The organism is Clostridium sardiniense (assembly GCF_019753795.1).
In the GTDB taxonomy this organism is placed as follows: domain Bacteria; phylum Bacillota; class Clostridia; order Clostridiales; family Clostridiaceae; genus Clostridium; species Clostridium sardiniense.
This window is the reverse complement of sequence record NZ_JAIKTU010000009.1, coordinates 36882-58205: the sequence shown is the minus strand read 5'-3', so window position 1 is coordinate 58205 and position 21324 is coordinate 36882. Positions and strand designations below refer to the sequence as shown.

19 protein-coding genes are annotated in these 21324 nt (G+C 30.0%); 18 read left to right on the top strand and 1 reads right to left on the bottom strand.

The genetic code is table 11. From position 1 onward, the window contains the following. Positions 1-4 precede the first annotated feature (4 nt). From grpE to dnaJ, 3 genes are all read left to right on the top strand, one after another. Positions 5-619, top strand: a complete 615-nt coding sequence (grpE, locus tag K5V21_RS11780; protein ID WP_407927724.1) for a nucleotide exchange factor GrpE — start codon at positions 5-7, stop codon at positions 617-619. A gap of 67 nt (positions 620-686) precedes the next feature. Beyond that, on the top strand, positions 687-2546 hold the full coding sequence (gene dnaK / locus K5V21_RS11775; RefSeq protein ID WP_221861413.1) for a molecular chaperone DnaK: 1860 nt from the start codon (positions 687-689) through the stop codon (positions 2544-2546). Positions 2547-2652: 106 nt separating this feature from the next. Beyond that, a complete protein-coding gene (gene dnaJ, locus K5V21_RS11770) occupies positions 2653-3792 on the top strand; it encodes a molecular chaperone DnaJ (protein ID WP_221861412.1) in 1140 nt (379 codons plus the stop codon). A gap of 115 nt (positions 3793-3907) precedes the next feature. Here the strand turns inward: dnaJ and K5V21_RS11765 are convergent, their stop codons facing one another. Beyond that, on the bottom strand, positions 3908-5011 hold the full coding sequence (locus K5V21_RS11765; protein ID WP_221861411.1) for an ABC transporter ATP-binding protein: 1104 nt from the start codon (positions 5009-5011) through the stop codon (positions 3908-3910). Positions 5012-5333: 322 nt separating this feature from the next. Here K5V21_RS11765 and K5V21_RS11760 point away from each other — a divergent pair, with 322 nt between their 5' ends. The 15 genes from K5V21_RS11760 to yqfD all read left to right on the top strand — a co-directional run bounded on the left by K5V21_RS11760 (position 5334) and on the right by yqfD (position 21289). Continuing rightward, on the top strand, positions 5334-6293 hold the full coding sequence (locus tag K5V21_RS11760) for a BadF/BadG/BcrA/BcrD ATPase family protein (RefSeq protein WP_221861410.1): 960 nt from the start codon (positions 5334-5336) through the stop codon (positions 6291-6293). Positions 6294-6475: 182 nt separating this feature from the next. Next, positions 6476-8632, top strand: coding sequence for a 1,3-beta-galactosyl-N-acetylhexosamine phosphorylase (gene gnpA, locus K5V21_RS11755; RefSeq protein ID WP_221861409.1), 2157 nt, complete (start codon positions 6476-6478; stop codon positions 8630-8632). Positions 8633-8766: 134 nt separating this feature from the next. Beyond that, positions 8767-10488, top strand: coding sequence for a cache domain-containing sensor histidine kinase (locus tag K5V21_RS11750; RefSeq protein WP_221861408.1), 1722 nt, complete (start codon positions 8767-8769; stop codon positions 10486-10488). After that, positions 10481-12049, top strand: a complete 1569-nt coding sequence (locus K5V21_RS11745; RefSeq protein WP_221861407.1) for a response regulator transcription factor — start codon at positions 10481-10483, stop codon at positions 12047-12049. Before K5V21_RS11750 ends, K5V21_RS11745 begins: the two co-directional genes overlap by 8 nt. Before the next feature lie 123 nt (positions 12050-12172). Continuing rightward, positions 12173-13528, top strand: a complete 1356-nt coding sequence (locus K5V21_RS11740) for a carbohydrate ABC transporter substrate-binding protein (protein WP_221861406.1) — start codon at positions 12173-12175, stop codon at positions 13526-13528. Between the two features lie 76 nt (positions 13529-13604). Further along, positions 13605-14486 (top strand): carbohydrate ABC transporter permease, encoded by an 882-nt coding sequence (locus K5V21_RS11735; protein ID WP_221861405.1) that lies wholly within the window; start codon positions 13605-13607, stop codon positions 14484-14486. 17 nt (positions 14487-14503) lie between these two features. After that, positions 14504-15349, top strand: a complete 846-nt coding sequence (locus tag K5V21_RS11730) for a carbohydrate ABC transporter permease (protein WP_221861404.1) — start codon at positions 14504-14506, stop codon at positions 15347-15349. Positions 15350-15560: 211 nt separating this feature from the next. Further along, positions 15561-16502 carry a 50S ribosomal protein L11 methyltransferase gene (prmA, locus tag K5V21_RS11725; RefSeq protein WP_221861539.1) on the top strand — a complete coding sequence of 314 codons (942 nt, stop codon included), beginning with the start codon at positions 15561-15563 and terminating at the stop codon, positions 16500-16502. Positions 16503-16520: 18 nt separating this feature from the next. After that, entirely contained in the window at positions 16521-17270 is a 750-nt protein-coding gene (locus tag K5V21_RS11720) for a 16S rRNA (uracil(1498)-N(3))-methyltransferase (protein ID WP_221861403.1), read from the top strand. Next, complete coding sequence (gene mtaB / locus K5V21_RS11715) at positions 17270-18577, top strand: tRNA (N(6)-L-threonylcarbamoyladenosine(37)-C(2))-methylthiotransferase MtaB (RefSeq protein WP_221861402.1); 1308 nt, start codon at positions 17270-17272, stop codon at positions 18575-18577. The genes K5V21_RS11720 and mtaB overlap by 1 nt, the downstream gene beginning before the upstream one ends. Positions 18578-18610: 33 nt before the next feature. Beyond that, on the top strand, positions 18611-18955 hold the full coding sequence (locus tag K5V21_RS11710) for a histidine triad nucleotide-binding protein (protein ID WP_221861401.1): 345 nt from the start codon (positions 18611-18613) through the stop codon (positions 18953-18955). A gap of 117 nt (positions 18956-19072) precedes the next feature. Then, positions 19073-19249 (top strand): 30S ribosomal protein S21, encoded by a 177-nt coding sequence (rpsU, locus tag K5V21_RS11705; RefSeq protein WP_008429643.1) that lies wholly within the window; start codon positions 19073-19075, stop codon positions 19247-19249. A 23-nt stretch (positions 19250-19272) separates the two neighbouring features. Beyond that, a complete protein-coding gene (locus K5V21_RS11700) occupies positions 19273-19725 on the top strand; it encodes a GatB/YqeY domain-containing protein (RefSeq protein WP_204593773.1) in 453 nt (150 codons plus the stop codon). 158 nt (positions 19726-19883) lie between these two features. Beyond that, entirely contained in the window at positions 19884-20168 is a 285-nt protein-coding gene (gene yqfC / locus K5V21_RS11695) for a sporulation protein YqfC (protein WP_307494979.1), read from the top strand. Then, positions 20168-21289, top strand: coding sequence for a sporulation protein YqfD (gene yqfD / locus K5V21_RS11690; protein ID WP_221861400.1), 1122 nt, complete (start codon positions 20168-20170; stop codon positions 21287-21289). Before yqfC ends, yqfD begins: the two co-directional genes overlap by 1 nt. Positions 21290-21324 lie beyond the last annotated feature (35 nt).

Here is a 21324-nt window from a genome sequence, read left to right as displayed (position 1 = left end):
AATGATAGATAAGAATGAAAATTTAGAAAATGAAATCAAAGATGATGAAAATATCATAGTTGATGAAGAGATAAAAGAAAATTTGGAAGAGCCAGTAAATGTAGAAGAGGAAGTAGTAGAAGAGTCTCAGGAAAATGATAATAAAAAAGAAGAGGATGAGTTAGAAATGTTTAGAAAGACTAAAGATGAAAACAAAAAATTAACTAACGAACTTGAGACTTTAAAAGATAGACTTCTAAGAGTTACAGCTGAATATGAAAACTACAGAAAAAGAACATCTAAAGAAAAAGAAGGTATTTATACAGATGCATGTATAGATGTACTAAAAGAAATAGTACCAAATCTTGATAACTTAGAAAGAGCTGTCGAAGCTAATGGAAGTGTTGAAGACATGAAAAAAGGTGTTGAGATGACTCTTAAAGGCTTCCAATCTGCTCTAGAAAAGTTAGGAGTTGAAGAAATAGCAACATCAGAAGGATTTGATCCTAATCTTCATCAAGCAGTAATGCATATTGAAGATGAGAACCTTGATAATAATTCAGTTGCTGAAGTATTTATGAAAGGTTACAAAAGAGGAGATAAAGTTATAAGACATTCAGTTGTTAAAGTAGCTAATTAAAATAAAAATAACATAAATAAAATATAAATTAATAGCAAGCTAGGTCTTGCGTTAAGGAGGAATAATTATGTCAAAAATAATAGGAATTGATTTAGGAACTACAAATTCATGTGTAGCAGTTATGGAAGGTGGAGAACCAGTTGTTATAACTAACTCAGAAGGTTCAAGAACAACTCCATCAGTTGTTTCATTCCAAGCAAATGGAGAAAGATTAGTTGGTCAAGTTGCAAAAAGACAGGCAATTACTAATCCAGATAAAACAATAATCTCAATAAAGAGACACATGGGAACTGATTATAAAGTTAAGGTTGACGATAAAGAATATACACCACAAGAAATATCAGCAATGATACTTCAAAAATTAAAAGCTGATGCTGAAAGTTATTTAGGAGAAAAAGTTACTCAAGCAGTTATAACTGTACCAGCTTACTTCAATGATGCTGAAAGACAAGCAACAAAAGATGCTGGTAAAATAGCAGGACTTGAAGTACTTAGAATAATAAACGAACCAACAGCTGCAGCTTTAGCATATGGATTAGAAAAAGCAGATCACGAAGAAAAAGTATTAGTATATGATTTAGGTGGCGGTACTTTCGATGTATCTATCTTAGAACTTGGTGATGGAGTATTTGAAGTATTATCAACAAACGGAGATACAAAGCTTGGTGGAGATGACTTCGATAATAAGATCATGGATTACATTGCAGACACATTCAAAGCTGAAAATGGAATCGACTTAAGACAAGATAAAATGGCACTTCAAAGATTAAAAGAAGCTGCTGAAAAAGCTAAGATTGAATTATCATCATCAACACAAACAAATATTAACTTACCATTCATCACAGCTGATGCAACTGGTCCAAAACATATAGATATGAACTTAACTAGAGCTAAATTCAACGAATTAACTCATGACTTAGTTCAAAGATCAATTGAACCAATGAAGAAAGCAATTGCTGATGCTGGAATTTCAGTAAATGATATAGATAAGATATTATTAGTTGGTGGATCAACAAGAATACCAGCTGTTCAAGAAGCAGTTAAAAACTTTACAGGAAAAGAGCCTTCAAAGGGAATAAATCCAGATGAATGTGTTGCAATTGGTGCAGCTATTCAAGCAGGTGTATTAACTGGAGAAGTTAAAGATGTATTATTATTAGATGTTACACCATTAACACTTGGAATTGAAACTTTAGGAGGAGTTGCTACTCCACTTATAGAAAGAAATACAACAATCCCAGCTAAGAAGAGCCAAACATTCTCAACAGCTGCAGATGGTCAAACATCAGTTGAAATTCACGTAGTTCAAGGTGAAAGACAAATGGCTGCTGATAACAAGACATTAGGAAGATTCACATTATCAGGAATAGCACCAGCACCAAGAGGAATCCCTCAAATCGAAGTTACATTTGATATAGATGCTAATGGTATAGTTAAAGTATCAGCTATGGATAAAGGAACTGGAAAAGAAGCTAACATTACAATTACTGCTTCAACAAACTTAAGTGATGACGAAGTAGAAAATGCAGTAAAAGAAGCTGAAAAGTTCGCTGAAGAAGATAAGAAGAGAAAAGAATCAATAGAAGTTAAGAATAATGCTGATCAAGTTGTATATCAAACTGAAAAGACATTAGAAGAACTTGGAGATAAGGTTTCAGCTGATGATAAAGCAAAAGTTCAAGCTAAGTTAGAAGAAGTTAAGAAGATCAAAGATGGCGATGATATAGAAGGTATCAAGAAAGCTATTGAAGAATTAACTCAAGAATTCTATGCAATATCATCAAAGATATACCAAGAAGCTGGAGCACAACAACCAGGAGCTGAAGGATTCGATCCAAACAACATGGGTGGAGCACAAGGAACTAATGAAGCACCACATGATGATAATGTTGTAGATGCAGATTTTAAAGTAGAAGACGATAAATAGTTGTAAATATACTATAATCTCTTATATAATACAGGGAGGGAAGGCAAGTGTCGTCTTCCCTTTTGTAAAGTTTATGAAATTTAAAAAAATATGGTGGTGAAAATAGATGGCACAAAAAGACTATTACGAAATCCTTGGTTTAGAAAAGGGTGCAAGTGATTCAGAGATTAAAAAAGCCTTTAGGAAGCTAGCTATAAAATACCATCCTGATAAAAATCAAGGAAATGCTGAAGCTGAAAAGAAATTTAAAGAAATTAATGAGGCTTATCAAGTACTTTCAGATCCAGAGAAAAAAGCTAAGTATGATCAATTTGGAACAGCAGATTTTGATGGAAGTGGATTTGGAGCAGGAGCTGGTGGATTTGGTGGATTCGACTTCACAGATATGGGAGGATTCGGAGACATATTTGACTCATTCTTTGGAGGCGGTGGTGGTGGTTCATCAAGAAATAATGGACCAAGAAGAGGCGCTGATATAGAATACACAGTAAGATTAACTTTTGAAGAGGCAATAAAAGGAGTAGAAAAAGAAATATCAGTTACAAGAAGCGAAAATTGTGAAACTTGTAATGGAACGGGTGCTAAACCTGGAACAACTCCTAAGACATGTCCATCATGTCATGGTTCAGGACAAATAAGAGTACAAAGACAAACTCCGCTTGGAAGTTTTGTAAGTACAACAACTTGTGATAAATGTCATGGAACTGGTAAGATAATTGAAGAACCATGTACAACATGTAAAGGAAAAGGTAAGGTTAGAAAGACTAGAAAGATTAAAGTTAATATACCAGCAGGGGTTGATACTGGAAATGTTATGCCACTTAGAGGACAAGGTGAACATGGTAGCAATGGTGGACCAGCTGGAGATCTTTATATAAAGATAGTAGTTGCACCTTCTAATAAATTCACAAGAAAAGGTAATGATATATATGTAGATACACATATATCAATGGCAAAAGCTACTCTTGGAACAGAAATAACTGTTGAAACAGTTGATGGTAATGTTAAATATACAGTACCATCAGGAACTCAATCAGGAACTTTATTTAGATTAAAAGGAAAAGGTGTACCAAGAGTTAATAGTAGTGGAAGAGGAGATCAATACGTTAAAGTTATAGTTGATATTCCAAAGAAGCTTAATGAAAAGCAAAAAGAAGCTTTAATGATGTTTATGGAAGCATCAGGAGAAAAGGTTGATGGGGCTGAAGAACATCACAAAAAAGGATTTAGAGATTTATTTAAATAAATCTTAAAGACTGCTTTTAGCAGTCTTTTTTTATGCGAAAAAGACATAGAATTAATTCTATGTCTTTTTCGTATAAAAAATATTTCGGGGATAAAATAAGTCTATATTTTAAAATTTAAAATATCGTATCTTGTGACTCCTTATCAAATACATGGATTTTGTTAATATCAAAAGCAAAAGTTATTTTATCTCCATTATTATAAGATAAAGCGCCAGCAGCTTTGATAATAATGTGTCTGTCGTCTTTCTTTAAATGAATATAAGTTTCAGAACCTAGATTCTCTAAAATATCAACAGTACCAGTAAACTTAACCATGTTCTTATCAGTAGGAATATTATCAGTTATAAAAATATTTTCAGGTCTAATTCCTAGAATAATATCTTTTCCTTTAGACTTATTTAGTAAATTAATTTTATCTTTAGGAATAGGGATATTATTTTCAAATATTTTAATAGTATAATTATCATTTTTATTATCAATAGATCCATATAAGAAGTTCATTTGAGGACTTCCAATGAAGCTAGCTACAAACATATTAACAGGATTCTCATATATTTCTTTAGGAGTATCTACTTGTTGAATTATACCATCTTTCATTACAACAATTCTTGTTCCAAGTGTCATAGCCTCAGTTTGATCATGAGTTACATATATAAAAGTAGTTTCAAGATCATTGTAAAGTTTTGAAATTTCTATTCTCATTTGAACTCTAAGCTTTGCATCAAGATTTGAAAGAGGCTCGTCCATTAAGAAAACTTTAGGGTGTCTAACGATGGCTCTACCCATAGCTACTCTTTGCCTTTGTCCTCCAGATAATGCTTTAGGCTTTCTATCTAATAAATGAGTAATATCTAAGATTTTAGCAGCTTCTTTAACTTTTTTATCAATTTCATCTTTAGGCATTTTCTTTAATCTAAGACCAAAAGACATATTTTCATAAACTGTCATATGAGGGTACAACGCATAATTTTGGAATACCATTGCTATATCCCTATCCTTTGGAGCAACATCATTAACTAAGGTATCCCCTATATAAAGTTCACCACCACTAATTTCTTCAAGACCTGCGATCATTCTAAGAGTCGTAGATTTACCACACCCAGAAGGACCGACAAATACTATAAACTCTTTATCTTCAATATTTAAATTAAAATTGTTAACGGCTTTAAAACCGTTATCATAAACTTTATCGATATTTTTCAGTACTAATCCTGCCATAATTAAACTCTCCTTTATGTAGTTAATAAATTAACTAGTGTTTTGAAATATTAAAAACGTAGTATCAATCAATATAGTTTAATTATAAAGATGTATAAAAATAAACACTATGTATTATTTTTACTAGTATTATTAAATAATTTACTTTTTTTATAGTTATAATATTTAGAATTTTTATAAAAAGAATTATATGTATAATTATAGTTACTTGTACTATTATTTTTTTAACATATAGCAATTTCATTGACTGTAGTTAAAATTTATTGATAGAATTAATAAAAAATATGGTAATGCTTTAAGAAAGTTTTGGAGGGATAGATTTATGTATTATTTAGGAGTAGATGGTGGAGGAACTAAAACTAGATATATTTTAGTAGATGAGAACCTTAATATAATTAAAGATGTAGAAAGAGGCACAATCCACATACATCAAATAGGAGCTATAAATTTAAGGAATGAACTTAAAAGTGCTTTAGATATTATAATATCAGAAAGTAATATAAGCAAGAATGATATTGAACATGTATTTCTAGGTGTACCTGGATATGGAGAAAGTAAGAGTGATAAGAATATTATAGATGATATAGTAGGGGATATTTTTAAGGGGATAAATTATACTGTTGGAAATGATGCCGTTGCAGGATGGGCAGCAGGAACTGGATGCAATGATGGTATAAATATAGTTTCTGGAACTGGAAGTATAGCTTATGGAAGAAATAAAGAAGGAATAGAAGCAAGATGCGGAGGATGGGGACCAGGAATTGGTGATGATGGAAGTGCATATTGGATAGCTCTTAGGGTTATTAATGAATATACTAAGCAAAAGGATGGAAGAAAAAAAAAGACAGTATTATTAGATATAATGGAGAGGGAGTTAGATATAAAGGATTATTTTGAAGTGGTGGATATTGTTTTTAATAGATTAAAATTTTCAAGAACTGAAATAGCATCCTTTGCTAGAATAGCATCAATTGCTGCAAAAGAAGGGTGCAGGGTATGTAATTTTATATTTGAAGAAGCAGCATATAATTTGTTTCTTCATATAAGATCATTATCAACTACTTTAAATTTAAAAGATGGCTTTATATTATCATACACTGGAGGAGTATTTAAATCAGGAGGTTTAATATTAGATCCATTAAAGGTTATGTTAGATGAAGATAGTATAAATTGTATAATTAAGGAGCCAGAAATAGAGCCTTGGCATGGAGCTGCCCTTATGGCGTATACACTAAGTGGTAGAGAGGTTCCAAAAGATTATAAAGAGAGATTTAAACATTAGAAAATAATAATTTAAGGAAGCCTAAGTAGGGCTTCTTTTTTTATTTATGGTGATATTTTAATTACTATTATGATTTGATGGATGAAAGTAAAAATATTATATATATCTAAAAAAAACAACCATTTTAATACATACTTCTATAAATTAAAATTTAATTAAATAACTTTTAGGGGGGATCAATTATGATAAAAGGAAAAGTTACAATACCAACTGATAAAAATATGAATGATTATATAAAAGATATAATAGAAAAGTGGGGAGCAGATGCTATAAGAGATTGCGATGGCACAAAACTTGGCGAAGAAATAACAGGATTAGGTGTAAAAAATTATAGTACATACCTAACTACCAGAAATGATCAAGATTTTATTAGAGAAAATATGGATGAGGTACAACAACTTTATTTAATGTCAGAACCGGTTGTTGCAACTTCAAATAATATAAAGATAGATTTACTTAAGGGATATTTTAAGGAACAATTTGACATAGATAAAGTACATGATGAAAAACTTTGGTGGGAAGTTATAGATAGAACAACAGGGGAAGTCTTAGATAATAATAAATGGACTTTTGATAGAGAAAACGGAAAAGTTTTAATAGAAGAGGCTGTTATGTGGCATAAATATACAGTAAACTTCTTAGTTTATATGATATGGGATCCTACTCAAATGTACAATCATATAACAAATGATTGGGGGGATAAGCCACATGAAGTTCCATATGACTGTAGACAACCTAAATCCCAAAAGCATATGCTAGAACTTTTAGAAAAATGGCTTGATGAAAATCCAGAAATAGACGTTGTTAGATTTACAACATTCTTCCATCATTTTACTTTATGCTTTAATGAAATAGGAAAAGAAAAGTTTGTTGATTGGTTTGGATACAGTTCATCTGTTAGTCCAAAGGCTATGGAGGATTTTGAAAAAGATAAAGGTTATAAATTAAGATCAGAAGATATTGTAGATGAAGGATATTACAATTCGCCCTTTAGAGTTCCAACAAAGGAATATAAGGACTATATAGACTTTCAATCAAAATGGGTAGCATCCCTTGCAAAAAAGATGGTTGATATGTGTCATGAAAAGGGCAAAGAGGCAATGATGTTCTTAGGAGATAATTGGATAGGTACAGAACCCTATGGAAAATATTTTGAAAATATAGGGCTTGATGCAGTTGTTGGATCAGTAGGTAATGGGGCTACTATGAGAATGATAAGTGATATACCTGGAGTTAAATATACTGAAGGTAGATTTCTTCCGTACTTCTTCCCAGATGTATTTACAGAAGGAGGAGACCCTGTTAAAGAAGGACAAGAAAATTGGCTTCAAGCTAGGAGGGCAATTCTTAGAAAACCTCTTGAGAGAATAGGATATGGTGGATATTTAGGATTAACTAAGGAGTTCCCAGAATTTGTAGATGAAGTTGAAAAAATTTGTAATGAATTTAGAGAAATTCATGAGACTATAAAGGGAACAAAGTCATATACTTCATTAAAAGTTGGGGTGCTAAATTCATGGGGTAAACTTAGAACTTGGCAAACAAATCAGGTAGCACATGCTTTATGGTATAGAGAAATTTATTCTTATGTTGGAGTGATAGAATGTTTAAGTGGCATGCCAGTTGATGTAGAGTTTATAAGCTTTGATGATATAAAAGAAAGAGGGATTTCAGATGATATAAAAGTAATAATAAATGCTGGCGATGCTTATACTGCTTGGAGTGGTGGAGACAACTGGATGGATGAAAAGCTAGTTAGTAAAATAAGAGAGTGGGTATATAATGGAGGAGGCTTCATAGGTGTTGGAGATCCAACAGCATGTCAATATCAAGGGAGATACTTCCAATTAGATGATGTAATGGGAGTAGATAAGGAAATAGGATTTTCATTGAGTACAAGAAAGTATAATGATATAAATGATAAGCATTTCTTGCTTGAAGATATAGATGAGGAGTTAGACTTCGGAGAAGGAATGGATGGTGTATATGCTAAAGGTGATAATTATCAGATATTATCTAAAGATAGAGAATACTCAAATCTTGTAGTAAATACTTTTGGAAAGGGAAGAAGTGTTTACTTTGCAGGTCTTCCTTATACTCCACAAAACTGTAGATTACTTCTAAGAGCAGTATATTTTGTTGCAGGTAGAGAAGATGAAATGAAGAAGTATTATGTTACAAACGTAAATACTGAGTGTGCAGCCTTTGAGGAACTAGGAAAAGTAGTCGTAATTAATAATACTAGATATATACAGAATACAGATTTAATCATAGGTGGGGAAATTAAGGAGCAATTAAAACTTAATCCAATGGAAATGAGATGGATTGAATACAAATAATTTAAAAGATAGTTATGGGAAAACCTATAACTATCTTTTTTTGTATAAATATTTAAATTAAGTAAATTTTGTAAAAATTTTACCGAGATGATATAATAATTAATATGATGCGGCAAGGGGGCTTAAGGAGGGGAATGGGTAAATTTAAAAGAAATATTATTAGATCTATTGGAATAAAAAAGAGATTGATATTTGGTTTTTTAATAATACCAATAATATCAATGATAGTTATTTTTTTTATAGGTTATAAAGAAAGCAATAAGATTATTAAAGAAAATATAGATAATTATTCTAATGAGATGTTAAATATTGTTGAAGAAAATATCAATTTAAATATTGGGAAGTTTGAACAACAATTAGATGAAGTTTTGTTATCACCATTAATTTATGAGGGATTAAATAAATCTAAGATTATGAGTTCTACTGAGGAATATAATTTTGCAAATAGAATGAATGAATTTCTATATTCAAAACTACATTTACTATCAAGTGCTGGAGAAGTTGAGATACTTACAAATGATTTATCTATATTGTACACTCAAGGATTTAAGTATTTTAAAAAAGAAGATGTTTTAAAATATTCAGCTATAGCACAAGAAATTCCAGGAAGAACTATATGGTTTCATACGCAAATTGATGGACAAGGTGCTATATCAATGTCTAGAGCTATTAGAGATCCATTGACTAAAGTTGTAAATGGATATATTTTTGTAGCTTTAAATGAGAAGGCTTTTGGAGGAAGTTTTCTAAATGTAAATTTAGATAATTCAGCATCGATAATAGTACTAAATGAAAGAAACGAATATTTATTTGGACAACAAAAATTTCCTTATAAAAAGATTATAGATTTAAATGGAGATAAGACGATTATAGATTCTTCAAGGTATATAGGTAATTATAAAGATGTAAGTAAAGTAGGATGGAAGGTTGTAAATTTAGTACCATATGAAAGTTTTCTAGATAGAATAAGGGGAGTACTAGTGACTTTGCTTATATATATGTTAACTTTTATAGCATTAACAATTATTTTATCTAATTATATTTATAAAAGTATATATAATCCTATAAATAATTTAGTTAAAGGTATGGATAGAGCAATCAGTGGATGTATAGATGCTAATTTAGAGGATGATAGTAATGATGAAATAGGAAGATTATCAAAGCAATTTAATGGATTAATTTCTAAGATAAATAGTTTGTTAGATGAAATTAAGTACGAGCAAGAACTAAAACGCGAATCAGAGATAAAAATGCTACAAGCTCAGATAAATCCTCATTTCTTATTTAATACGTTAAATACATTAAAATGGATAGCGGTAATGAATGAAGATACATCAGTATCAAATGGGCTTGGAGCTTTAGCAAAGCTACTGCGAAATACGATAGTGGACTCAAATGAATTTGTAACTATAAGAGAAGAAATAGATAATATAAAAAGTTATATAGTAATACAAAAACTTAGATATGGAGATTCTTTTGAAGTTGATTATCATATAGAAGAGGAATTTTATAATTATAAAATAATTAAGTTTATACTTCAGCCTATAATAGAGAACTCTATACTTCATGGCTTTGATGAGGATAAGGATAATCAAAAAATAGATATTATAATATCAGAAAGGAATAATATACTAGAAATACTTATAAAAGATAATGGCAAGGGTTTTAATCAACATAAGCATAAAGAAAAAAAAGAGGGGAAATTATCTGGGGTTGGATATAAAAACGTATGTGAAAGAATTAAATTAACTTATGGCAAGGAATATACAGTGGAATTAAAAAGTGAGATTGATAAGGGAACAGAAGTTAAGATAATGCTACCGGTAAATAAAGATGGAGGGGAATTAAATGCTTAAAGTTTTAGTCGTAGATGATGAAAAGTTAATTAGAATAGCTATGAGGAATATAGTAAATTGGAAAGAACTTAATTGTGAAGTTATTGGATATGAAAAAGATGGTATTGAAGCATTAAAAGTTATTGATGAAGATATACCAGATATAATAATAACTGATTTAAAAATGCCTAATTTAGATGGAATAGAACTTATAAAAGAGGTTAAGAGACGAAATATACAAAGTAAAGTTATTGTTTTAAGTAATCATGGAGATTATGACTTAGTAAGAATGGCGATGAAAGAAGGAGCCTTTGATTATTTGTTAAAGGTTACTATTGAAGGTAAAGATATTGAGGGTATAATAAATCAAGTGAGTAAGGAGATAGAGTTTAATAATTTAAAATGTAAAAGTATAGAAAACTTTGATATTGAAGACTTAAAAAAGAATTTACTTCTTATGACAAAACACGAAGAAATTGATGAAAAAGAATTTTTAAAGTGTATTGATAATAAAGAGTTTAAAATACTAGATAAGGGTTTTAATGTTAGCTACTTTAAAGTAGATAATATAGATAAAATTTATAAAGAAAAAATAAAAGAGCATACGAACCTTAAAAAAAATATAGAAAATATTATAGATGAAACTATATATAAGGATATAAATTATAAATTAATATTTATAAATAATCATAGTGGAATAATTATATTTAATAATAGTGAAAAAAATAATTTAATTAATATAAACAGCACCATTATAAAGAATATAAAACAATATTTAAATATAACTATGTCAATTGCAGTATCTAAAGAATATGTTGGGAAAAAAAGTTTTAGAAATTGTTTTGATGAGATAGTAGATTTATTCCAATGGAGATTTTATTTAGGGGAAGAATCTGTTATAGATTGTTCAACAATGCCGAATTTTAAATATATTGATTATACAAAAATAAAATATCCAATGGAAATTGTAAAAAATGTACGTGAAAGAGAGTTTAGCAATAATTCCTGTTTGGTAGATAAAATAATTGATTATGTAATAAAGGAAGAAGCTAATCCTAAGTATGTAAAAGAATTATTTATATTTATTCTTGCAAATATAGAAGGAAATGAATTGCAAAAAGGATTCAAAAATGTAGATAAATTTAATTATATAAGAAAAGCTATTGAAAGTAGTAAAGATATACTTATTCTTAAGAGTTTTCTAAGAGAAGAGTTTAAAAATATAGAAAATTGGATAAATGATGCAAATAATAGAGCATATAGAAAAGAAATTGAAGATATTATAAATTATATAGATAAAAACATAGAAAGAAAGATTTCTTTAAAAATGCTATCTAAAACTATAAATATGAATGAAAGTTATTTAAGTAGAATTTTTAAGAATGAAACAGGTAAAAATATTACTTATTTTATTAACGAAAGAAAGATGAATAGAGCACTAGAACTTCTTTCAAATAAATCTATTATGATAAAGGAAGCCTCCTTAATGGTAGGGATTGATGACCAGTTTTATTTCAATAAATTATTCAAAAAATTTTATGGTATAAATCCTAGTGAATTTAAGAAAAAATGTTACAAATAATTACGTAAAAATATTCCATATTATTGTAAATAGCGTTTATATTAAGTGAAAACGATTAATGGTAATATTTAGTTGTAAGGTAATTATAAAGTAAATATAAAAAGTATTTAAGGGGGAGAAAAAATGAAGAAGAGAAGTATTAAGATGCTAACTCTTTTAGCAGCGACAACTGTAGGTCTATCAATGTTTGCAGGTTGTGGAAACAAAACTACAGAAACAGATTCAAAACCGAAAGAAGAACAAGTATTAAATATTGCAGTATTTGAAGGCGGACATGGTTCAGAGTATTGGAAAGAGATTAGTAAAAAGTTTGAAGAAGAAAATCCAGGGGTTAAAGTTAATGTTGAAGCCAATCCAAAGATTGGTGAAATAATAAGACCAAGAATAGCATCAGGAGATGCACCAGATTTTATATACTTAGGATCAACTGATAAATCTGGACTAGCTACATCTTTAATAAAAGATAATGCACTAGAAGATATATCAGATGTATTTGAAGGTGAAGATCCAGACGGAGGCGGAAAGCTTAAAGATAAAATTTTAGATGGATTCTTAGATACTTCACTTACCGCCCCATATGGAGATGGAAAAGTATATTTAGCACCACTTTACTATAATGTAACAGGTATGTGGTATAACAAAACTTACTTTGAAGACAAAGGATATAAAGCACCAAAAACTTGGGATGAATTCTTTGCTCTAGGTGATAAGGCTAAAGCTGATGGAAAAGCATTATTCACTTACCAAGGCTTAAATCCATCATATAATGAAGCTATGATATGGCCAATGATTGCATCAGCTGGTGGAGAAAAAGACTTAAAAGCAGTATTTAATTATGAAGAAGGAGCTTGGAATAGCGAAGGAGCTAAGAAAGCTTTAGAAGCATTTGAAAAGATAGGAAAAGAGGATTACTTATTAAAAGGAACAGTTGGTATGAGCCATACAGCAGCACAACAAGCATTCTTAGATGGAAAAGCTTTATTTATACCAAATGGAAATTGGTTTGAAGAGGAAATGAAAAATACAATTCCAAAAGAAGGTTTCTCATTTGGATTTATGGCTCCTCCTGTATTTAAAGAGGGAGATACTAGATATGCGACTACTATGATAGAACAAATGTATATTCCAAAAGTTGCTAAGAACAAGGATTTAGCAAAGAAATTCTTAGCATTCCAATACAAAGATGAAAATGTTAAATCAAACTCTAAATTAGCAGGTGCAGTTGTACCAGTTAAAAAAGGTTTAGAATTTGCTAAAGAAAACTTAAATCAATCAAACTATGAGTGCTTCAAAATATTTGAAGATGGTGTTAAACCAATAACTGTTGATTTTAAGACAGTAACTGGAACTGAAGTTAATATCGCTGATGAAGTGTACAATCCAATGGCTTCAATCATGAATAAGAAGTTAACAGCTAAAGAGTGGGCTGATAAGCTTGAAAAAGCAGATGCAAAACTTCGTGAAGCATTAAAAAAATAATAAATATTAAAATAATGGATAATGGTTGGGGTAAAACCCAACCATTACTAAATATATAGCATTGGAAGTGAGATACGTGAAAAATAATAAAAAGAAAGTATTTATAGCGTGGTGCATAATTCCTGCATTAGTATTGTTTTGTTTATTTATGGTGTACCCAATAATAAAAGGATTTAGTATGTCTTTATATAGCTGGGGAGGATTATCAGATAATGCAACTTTTATAGGCTTTGATAACTTTAAAACTCTCTTTACAGATGAATATTTTATAAAATCTTTAAAAAATACAGGATTTTTACTTTTAGTATTTCCAAGTATAACAATAGTTTTTTCATTATTGTTAGCAATCTTTTTAACACAAGGAAAACTTAAAGAAAAGAATTTTTATAGATTAGTTTTCTTCTTCCCAAATGTTTTATCTATGGTTGTAATAGGGGTCCTATTTACATACATTTATGATCCTTCAATTGGTATATTAAATTCTTTCTTTGAAATGCTTGGGCTAGAGTCTCTTCAGCTAGTTTGGCTTGGAGATCCTAAAACTGTATTATGGGCACTTGCGATGGCAATGGTGTGGCAAGCTGTAGGATATTATATGGTAATATACATGGCAGGTCTTGATGGAATTCCACCAGAACTTTATGAAGTGGCAGATATAGAGGGAGCTACTTTTTGGCAAAGATTTAGATATGTTACATTACCGATGATTTGGGAAATTGTAAGAGTTACTTTAGTATTCTTTATAACTGGAGTATTTAATTTAAGTTTTATATTTGTAAATGTAATGACTGGAGGAGGTCCAGATGGTGGTTCAGAAGTATTGCTAACTTACATGTACAAGCAAGCTTTTGTTAATTCTAACTATGGTTATGCAATGGCTATAGGGGTCGTAATATTTATTATGGCAGTTGGACTTGCACTTATTTTAAATAGAATAACAAAAAAGAGTGAAGCATAAAAGAGAGGAGAATAGCTATGAGAGTTAAAAATAAAGGCGAAAAAATTAAAAATTGGACATTGAGAATAGTATTGATTTTCGGAAGCTTGCTTGTTATTGTTCCTTTAATTTGGACAGTTTTATCTTCACTAAAATCACCAAGTGAATTTACTACTGCACCATGGGCACTACCGGAAACATTAAAATTTGAAAATTATACAAATGCTTTTACTAAAGCAAATATGGGAGATTATTTTATAAATTCAATAATAGTAACATTACTAGCATTAGCTTTTTTAATGATACTTGCAGTACCATCAGCTTATGTACTATCTAGATATAAATTTATAGGATCAAACTTCTTAAAGAATTCATATATGGCGGGATTATTTATACAATCAGTATATATAATAGTACCATTATTCTTAATAATGAGTGATTTAAGTTTATTAAATAATAGAGTAGCACTAAGTTTAGTTTATGCAGTTTTACAATTACCATTTTCAATTTATATATTAATAGGATTTATGCAAAGTATACCTAAAGATTATGAAGAAGCTGCAATGATAGATGGATGTGGTTATACAAGAACATTAACAAGTGTTATAGTTCCTCTTGCAAAGCCTGGAATAATAACAGTTTTAATATTTAATTTCATGGGATTCTGGAATGAATATGCTATGGCAATGACGTTTATAACTCAAGATTCAAAGAAAACATTACCTGTAGGACTTCAAAATTTAATGGAAGTAAATAAGTTTGCAACTGATTGGGGTGCAATGTTTGCCGGTATGGTTATAGTAATGGTACCAACAATAATTGTTTATTCAATATTCCATAAGAAGTTAACTGAAGGAGTTAATATAGGTGGAATTAAGGGGTAGGATTATTATATATTATAAAAGATAAAAGCAATATTAAATTAACAAAAAAGATTAAAGAGAGATTTATAAATGATACATTTTAAAGTTTCACTAAAACCCAGATGAATATATATTCATCTGGGTTTTAAGCTTTTCTTGACAGATTTCATTTAAAAAGGGTAAAATTATTTATTAAGTTCATTAATAAATGAAAGAGAAAGGAATGAATTTCATGGAAGGATCATGGATAGAAGTAAAAGTTATTACAACAAGTGAGGCACTTGAACCTATAGAAGGTATTTTTTATATATTAGACTGCAAGGGAGTTTCAGTAGAAGACCCTAATGATATATTAGAAAGAGAACAAGGACCATTAACTTGGGACTTTGCAGATATAAATGTTTTAGAACATAAGGGGGAGTATGCTGTAGTTAAAGGATATTTCTCAGAGGAAGATAATATAGATGAAGTTGTTACATATGTAAAAGAAAAAGTACAAGAAATAAAAGAAATGGGATTCAATGTTGGAGAAGGAAGAGTCGAAGTTACTAAAACTCATGAAGAAGATTGGGCAAATAACTGGAAAAAGTACTATAAGCCTTCAAAAGTTGGAGAACATATTGTTGTTAAACCAATATGGGAAGAATACAAAGAAAACGAAGGGGAACTAGTAGTAGAATTAGATCCAGGTATGGCCTTTGGAACAGGCGATCATGAAACAACAAAAATGTGCATTCAAGCCTTAGAAAAATATGTTGAAAAAGATAGTACTGTATTTGATGTCGGTACAGGATCAGGGATACTTGCAATAGCAGCAGCTAAGCTTGGTGCTAAAAAAGCGGTAGGTGTTGACTTAGATCCGGTTGCAGTAGAATCTGCTAAAGAAAATGTAGGATATAATGATTTAGATAATATAGAAATACTTTATGGAAATCTAGTTGAAGTAATAGAAGGAAAAGCTGATATAGTTGTTGCAAATATTATTGCTGAAGTAATATGCATACTAATTGATGATGTTAAGAGAGTACTGAAAAGCGGTGGAATGTTCATAACATCAGGTATTATACATGAAAGAGTAAGTATGGTTACTGATAAATTAGAAGAAGCAGGCTTTGAAGTTATTAAAGTTAACAAAGATGGAGAATGGAACTGTATTATAGCAAAAGCAAAATAAAGGTTAGGTGAAGAGTAAATGCATAAGTTTTTTACCCCATCAAACTATATATTTGATAATAAAGGGAAAATAGTAGGGGAAGATGTAAAACATATTTATAAAGTTTTAAGACTAGCTGAAGGTGAAGAGGTAGTTTTAAATGACTGCGCTGGTGTAGAATATTTAGCTAAAATAAATGAAGTAACAAAGAGTGAGGTTACATTAGATATAATTGAAAAGCTAGATATAAATAACGAAAGTGATGTTGAAATAGTATTATTTCAAGGAATGCCGAAAGCTCAAAAGATGGACTTAATAGTTCAAAAGGGTACAGAACTTGGAGTAAGTAAGTTTATTCCACTTATAACTGAAAGGGTAGATGTAAAACTTAAGGGTGATTTTAAGAAATTAGATAGATTAAATAGAATAGCACTTGAAGCTTGTAAGCAGAGTAAAAGAAGTGTAATTCCAGAAGTTTTAAGCCCAATTGGAATTGATGAATTAATAAATGAAATAAATACCTTTGACTTAATCTTAGTTCCATATGAAAATAAAGAGGACTATGGAATTAAAGGACTTATGAAAGATATAGATAAGGAAAATATAAAAAGAGTTTGTATAATAGTAGGGCCAGAAGGTGGATTTGAAGAGAGTGAAATTGAAAGATTGAAGGATGCTGGAGCTTACATAATAACTTTAGGTAAAAGAATACTTAGAACAGAAACAGCCGGCTTTGTGGCCACTTCATTAATTCAATATGAGTTAGGAGATCTAGGAGGAATAATTTAATGAAAGTTGCATTTGCTACATTAGGATGTAGAGTAAATATGTATGAATCAGAAGCTATGACTGAAAAGTTTGTAAGAGAAGGGTATGAAGTCGTAGAATTTACAGAAATTGCAGATGTATATGTTGTAAATACATGTTCAGTTACGAATATGGGAGATAAAAAATCAAGACAAATAATAGGTAGAGCAAGAAGATTAAATCCAGATGCTATAATTGCAGTAGTTGGATGTTATTCACAAATCGCTCCTAAAGAAGTTTCAGGAATAGAAGGCGTAGATGTTGTTCTTGGAAGTAGAAACAAGGGAGAAGTAGTTTATTACGTAAATAAAGCTATGGATGAGAAAAAACCACAAATAGAAGTTGGTGGAGTACTTAGAAATAAGAATTTTGAACAATTAAAGATAGAAGATTATAGAGATAAAACTAGAGCATTCTTAAAAATACAAGATGGATGTAATAGATTTTGTGCATATTGTTTAATACCATACACAAGAGGAGCTGTTTGTTCAAAAGACTTCAATAGCGTTCTTGAAGAAATAAAACAACTTGCAGCCCATGGCTTTAAAGAAGTAATATTATCAGGAATTCATACAGCCTCTTATGGATTAGACTTAGAAGGTAATGTTAATTTAGTTACATTGCTTGAAGAGATAGAGAAAATTGATGGAATAGAAAGAGTTAGAATAGGCTCTATAGAACCAGCATTTTTCACAGATGATGTTGTAGAGAAGATTAAGAATATGAAAAAACTTTGTCCACAATTCCATTTATCATTACAAAGTGGATGTGATGCTACATTAAAGAGAATGAATAGAAGATATACAGCTGCAGAATATGAGAGAATAGTTAATGTATTAAGAGATACTCTAGAAGATGCGTCAATAACAACAGATGTTATCGTTGGATTCCCAGGAGAAACTGATGAAGAGTTTAATGAAACATATGAATTCTTAAAGAGAAATAAATTAACTAAAACGCATATATTTAAGTTTAGTCCAAGAACTGGAACAAAAGCAGCAGATATGAAAGATCAAGTTGACGGAACTAAAAAAGAAGAAAGAAGTAAAAAATTAATAGAGCTTAATGAAAAAAATGAAGCTGAGGTTACTGAAAGCTTAATAGGAAGAGAAATGAGTATATTAATTGAGCAAGAAGTAAAAGGTAAAGAAGGAATATATGAAGGATATACTAGAAACTTTATTAAAGTTCATGTAGAGGGAGCCTCTAAAGATGATATTGGAGATATAATAAAAGTGAAAATTTTATCATCAAAGGGTGACTATGCAGAGGGAAAAGTGGTAAAATAATAAAGTAACTACTCTGTTAAAGGGGGTGAGTTTATGTCAGACTGTATTTTTTGTAAAATAGTTAATGGGGAAATTCCATCAAATAAGATATACGAAGACGAATATGTATATGCTTTTTATGATATAAGTCCAGAGGCTCCAGTTCATTTTTTAGTTATACCTAAAGAACATATAAAAAGTGCTAACTTCATAACAAAAGAAAATTCAAATGTAGTTGCACACATCTTTGAAGTTATAAATAAAATAACAAGTGAACTAGGTATTTCAGAAGATGGATATAGAGTTGTAAATAACTGTGGAGTTCTAGGCGGTCAAACTGTAGATCATATGCACTTCCACGTTTTAGGTGGGAGAGAATTAAAATGGCCACCAGGCTAAAAAATCTTTCATGAAATTGTTGACACAATTAACATGAATAATGTATAATATAGCTTGTGTTATTAAGCCCGTAGCTGATTGAATTGATAATTTAAGCTAGCGGAGGGAGGGATAATTATGTCAGAAATAAAAGTTGGAGAAAACGAAACACTTGAAAGTGCGTTAAGAAGATTTAAAAGAAAATGTGCTAGAGCTGGAGTTCTTTCAGAAGTTAGAAAGAGAGAACATTACGAAAAGCCAAGCGTAAAGAAGAAAAAGAAATCAGAAGCTGCTAGAAAGAGAAAGTTCAAGTAGTATTTTGAAAGAAGGTATAGAAAATGCCAACAATTAAAGAGAGACTTCAAGAAGATTGGAAAACTGCTTTAAAGGCAAAAGACAAGTTTAAGGCTAATGTATTAAGTACTGCTAAAGCTGCAATTTTACTAGTTGAAAAAACAGATAGTAAACCTGTAGATGATAGTCAAGTAATTGAGATATTAGCGAGAGAAGTCAAGCAAAGAAGAGAAGCTGTGCTTGAGTTTGAAAAAGGTAATAGACAAGATTTAGTAGATGAAGCTAACGCTGAAATCAGTATCTTGCTAAATTACCTTCCTCAGCAATTAAGCGAAGAAGAAATCTTACAAATCGTTAAGGAATCAGCTATAGAAGCGGGTGCAAATAGCATAAAAGACATGGGAAAAGTTATGGCGTTAGTTAGACCAAAGACAGTTGGTAAAGCTGATGGCAAACTTGTAAGTCAAATAGTGAAAAATTATTTAAATAATAAATAGCAAAAGGACTCTTGTAAGAGTCCTTTTTGTTATGCTTAGATTAAATATATTTAGATTAAAAGAAGGTGAGCGTTATTAAAGCTCACCTTCTTTTTGGTATTAAAACAATATAAAAATCATAAATTACTATGATAGAAATATTGTGGGGAGAGGATTTAGTGAGAGAAAGTTTAGTAAACAAGAAAAATGAGATTTTAGAAAAAATGGACCTTCCTAAGGATGTAATAATGGGGTTACCTAAGATAACGGTCTTGGGAGATAGTGAGATAACCATTGAAAATCATAAGGGGATAGAGAGTTTCGAAAATGAGTGTATAAAAGTTAAAACAAATAAGGGAATCGTAAAAATAGATGGGATGAATTTTGAGATTCTATATATAGCCTCAGAAACAATAGTTTTGAGTGGGAAATTTAAATCAATTAATTATGGAGATTTTGTATAATGAACTTTGAAACAAAAAAATTAACAATAATAACAGTAGAAGTAACCCTTATAAATACAGAACAAATGTTAAATGCACTATGGAAAAATGATATAAGAGTAGATAATATACGAAGAATTGATGCAGCCACCTTTACTATGAATATATATGGTGAAGATTATGATGATGTAAAAAAAATTGTTAAAAGGTGTAATGGAAAGATAAAAATATTAAAGAGAAAAGGTGCTATAATAAGATTTTCTAGATTAAAAAAGAGGATCTCTTTTGTAATTGGAGGATTGATATTTTTAGCTATGTTATTTATACTTTCAACTCGTATATGGGCTATTGATATAGAGACAGAAAAGAATGTATCTCCTTTCGAAGTTAGAAAGATGCTTAGTGGATTAGGTATTAAACAAGGATTAAGTAAAAGCCAAATAAATGTATATGATATTGAAAAGAAATTAGAAGATCTTAGTCCAGAAATACTTTGGGTTAGAGCAAGGATGGAAGGATCAAGTTTAAAGCTTAAAGTTGAGGAAAAGGTTAATCCGCCTGAAATTTCTGATGGAAGAGAAGGTGAAATAATAGCAAAGAAAGATGGAGAGATAAAGAGAATATATACTGAATCTGGAACAGCTGCTGTAAAGCCTGGAGATATAGTAAAAAAAGGTGATATATTAATATATCCTTATGATGGACTTAGAGAAGAAAAATATGCCGTGAATCCAGAAGGAGTAGTTATAGCTAATGTATTCTATGAAAGGAGTTTGGAGGTTCAAATAAATGGTAAAAAATTAGAGAGAACAGGAAATAAAGATAGGGATATCTATTTAAATATAGGTGGAAAGAAAATTTACTTAAAAAAGTCTACAAATTCCTTTGAGAACTATGATAAAATAGAAGATAAAGATGGAATAGTACAGTCTGTTACTTATTATGAAATGGAAAATAAAGAAATAAACTTAAATAAAGATGAAATAGTAGAAGAATCCGTTAAAAAACTTGAAAAGTTTCTTGTAAAAGATCTAACTAATGAAGCTAAAGTGGTAGGAAGAAATTATGATGTAGAATATATTGGCGATGGAAAGATAAAAATTATTGCAAGATTTGCAGTTGAAGAAGATATTGCATCATAACAGGAGGCTATATATTAGTTGATAAGAAGGTGGTA

What these genes read in the sequence shown, in the direction of transcription:
- dnaK (WP_221861413.1), top strand. Translation starts at nt 687, where the DNA reads ATGTCAAAAATAATAGGAATTGATTTAGGAACTACAAATTCATGTGTA.
- dnaJ (WP_221861412.1), top strand. Translation starts at nt 2,653, where the DNA reads ATGGCACAAAAAGACTATTACGAAATCCTTGGTTTAGAAAAGGGTGCA.
- K5V21_RS11765 (WP_221861411.1), bottom strand. Translation starts at nt 5,011, where the DNA reads ATGGCAGGATTAGTACTGAAAAATATCGATAAAGTTTATGATAACGGT.
- K5V21_RS11760 (WP_221861410.1), top strand. Translation starts at nt 5,334, where the DNA reads ATGTATTATTTAGGAGTAGATGGTGGAGGAACTAAAACTAGATATATT.
- gnpA (WP_221861409.1), top strand. Translation starts at nt 6,476, where the DNA reads ATGATAAAAGGAAAAGTTACAATACCAACTGATAAAAATATGAATGAT.
- K5V21_RS11750 (WP_221861408.1), top strand. Translation starts at nt 8,767, where the DNA reads ATGGGTAAATTTAAAAGAAATATTATTAGATCTATTGGAATAAAAAAG.
- K5V21_RS11745 (WP_221861407.1), top strand. Translation starts at nt 10,481, where the DNA reads ATGCTTAAAGTTTTAGTCGTAGATGATGAAAAGTTAATTAGAATAGCT.
- K5V21_RS11740 (WP_221861406.1), top strand. Translation starts at nt 12,173, where the DNA reads ATGAAGAAGAGAAGTATTAAGATGCTAACTCTTTTAGCAGCGACAACT.
- K5V21_RS11730 (WP_221861404.1), top strand. Translation starts at nt 14,504, where the DNA reads ATGAGAGTTAAAAATAAAGGCGAAAAAATTAAAAATTGGACATTGAGA.
- prmA (WP_221861539.1), top strand. Translation starts at nt 15,561, where the DNA reads ATGGAAGGATCATGGATAGAAGTAAAAGTTATTACAACAAGTGAGGCA.
- K5V21_RS11720 (WP_221861403.1), top strand. Translation starts at nt 16,521, where the DNA reads ATGCATAAGTTTTTTACCCCATCAAACTATATATTTGATAATAAAGGG.
- mtaB (WP_221861402.1), top strand. Translation starts at nt 17,270, where the DNA reads ATGAAAGTTGCATTTGCTACATTAGGATGTAGAGTAAATATGTATGAA.
- K5V21_RS11710 (WP_221861401.1), top strand. Translation starts at nt 18,611, where the DNA reads ATGTCAGACTGTATTTTTTGTAAAATAGTTAATGGGGAAATTCCATCA.
- rpsU (WP_008429643.1), top strand. Translation starts at nt 19,073, where the DNA reads ATGTCAGAAATAAAAGTTGGAGAAAACGAAACACTTGAAAGTGCGTTA.
- K5V21_RS11700 (WP_204593773.1), top strand. Translation starts at nt 19,273, where the DNA reads ATGCCAACAATTAAAGAGAGACTTCAAGAAGATTGGAAAACTGCTTTA.
- yqfD (WP_221861400.1), top strand. Translation starts at nt 20,168, where the DNA reads ATGAACTTTGAAACAAAAAAATTAACAATAATAACAGTAGAAGTAACC.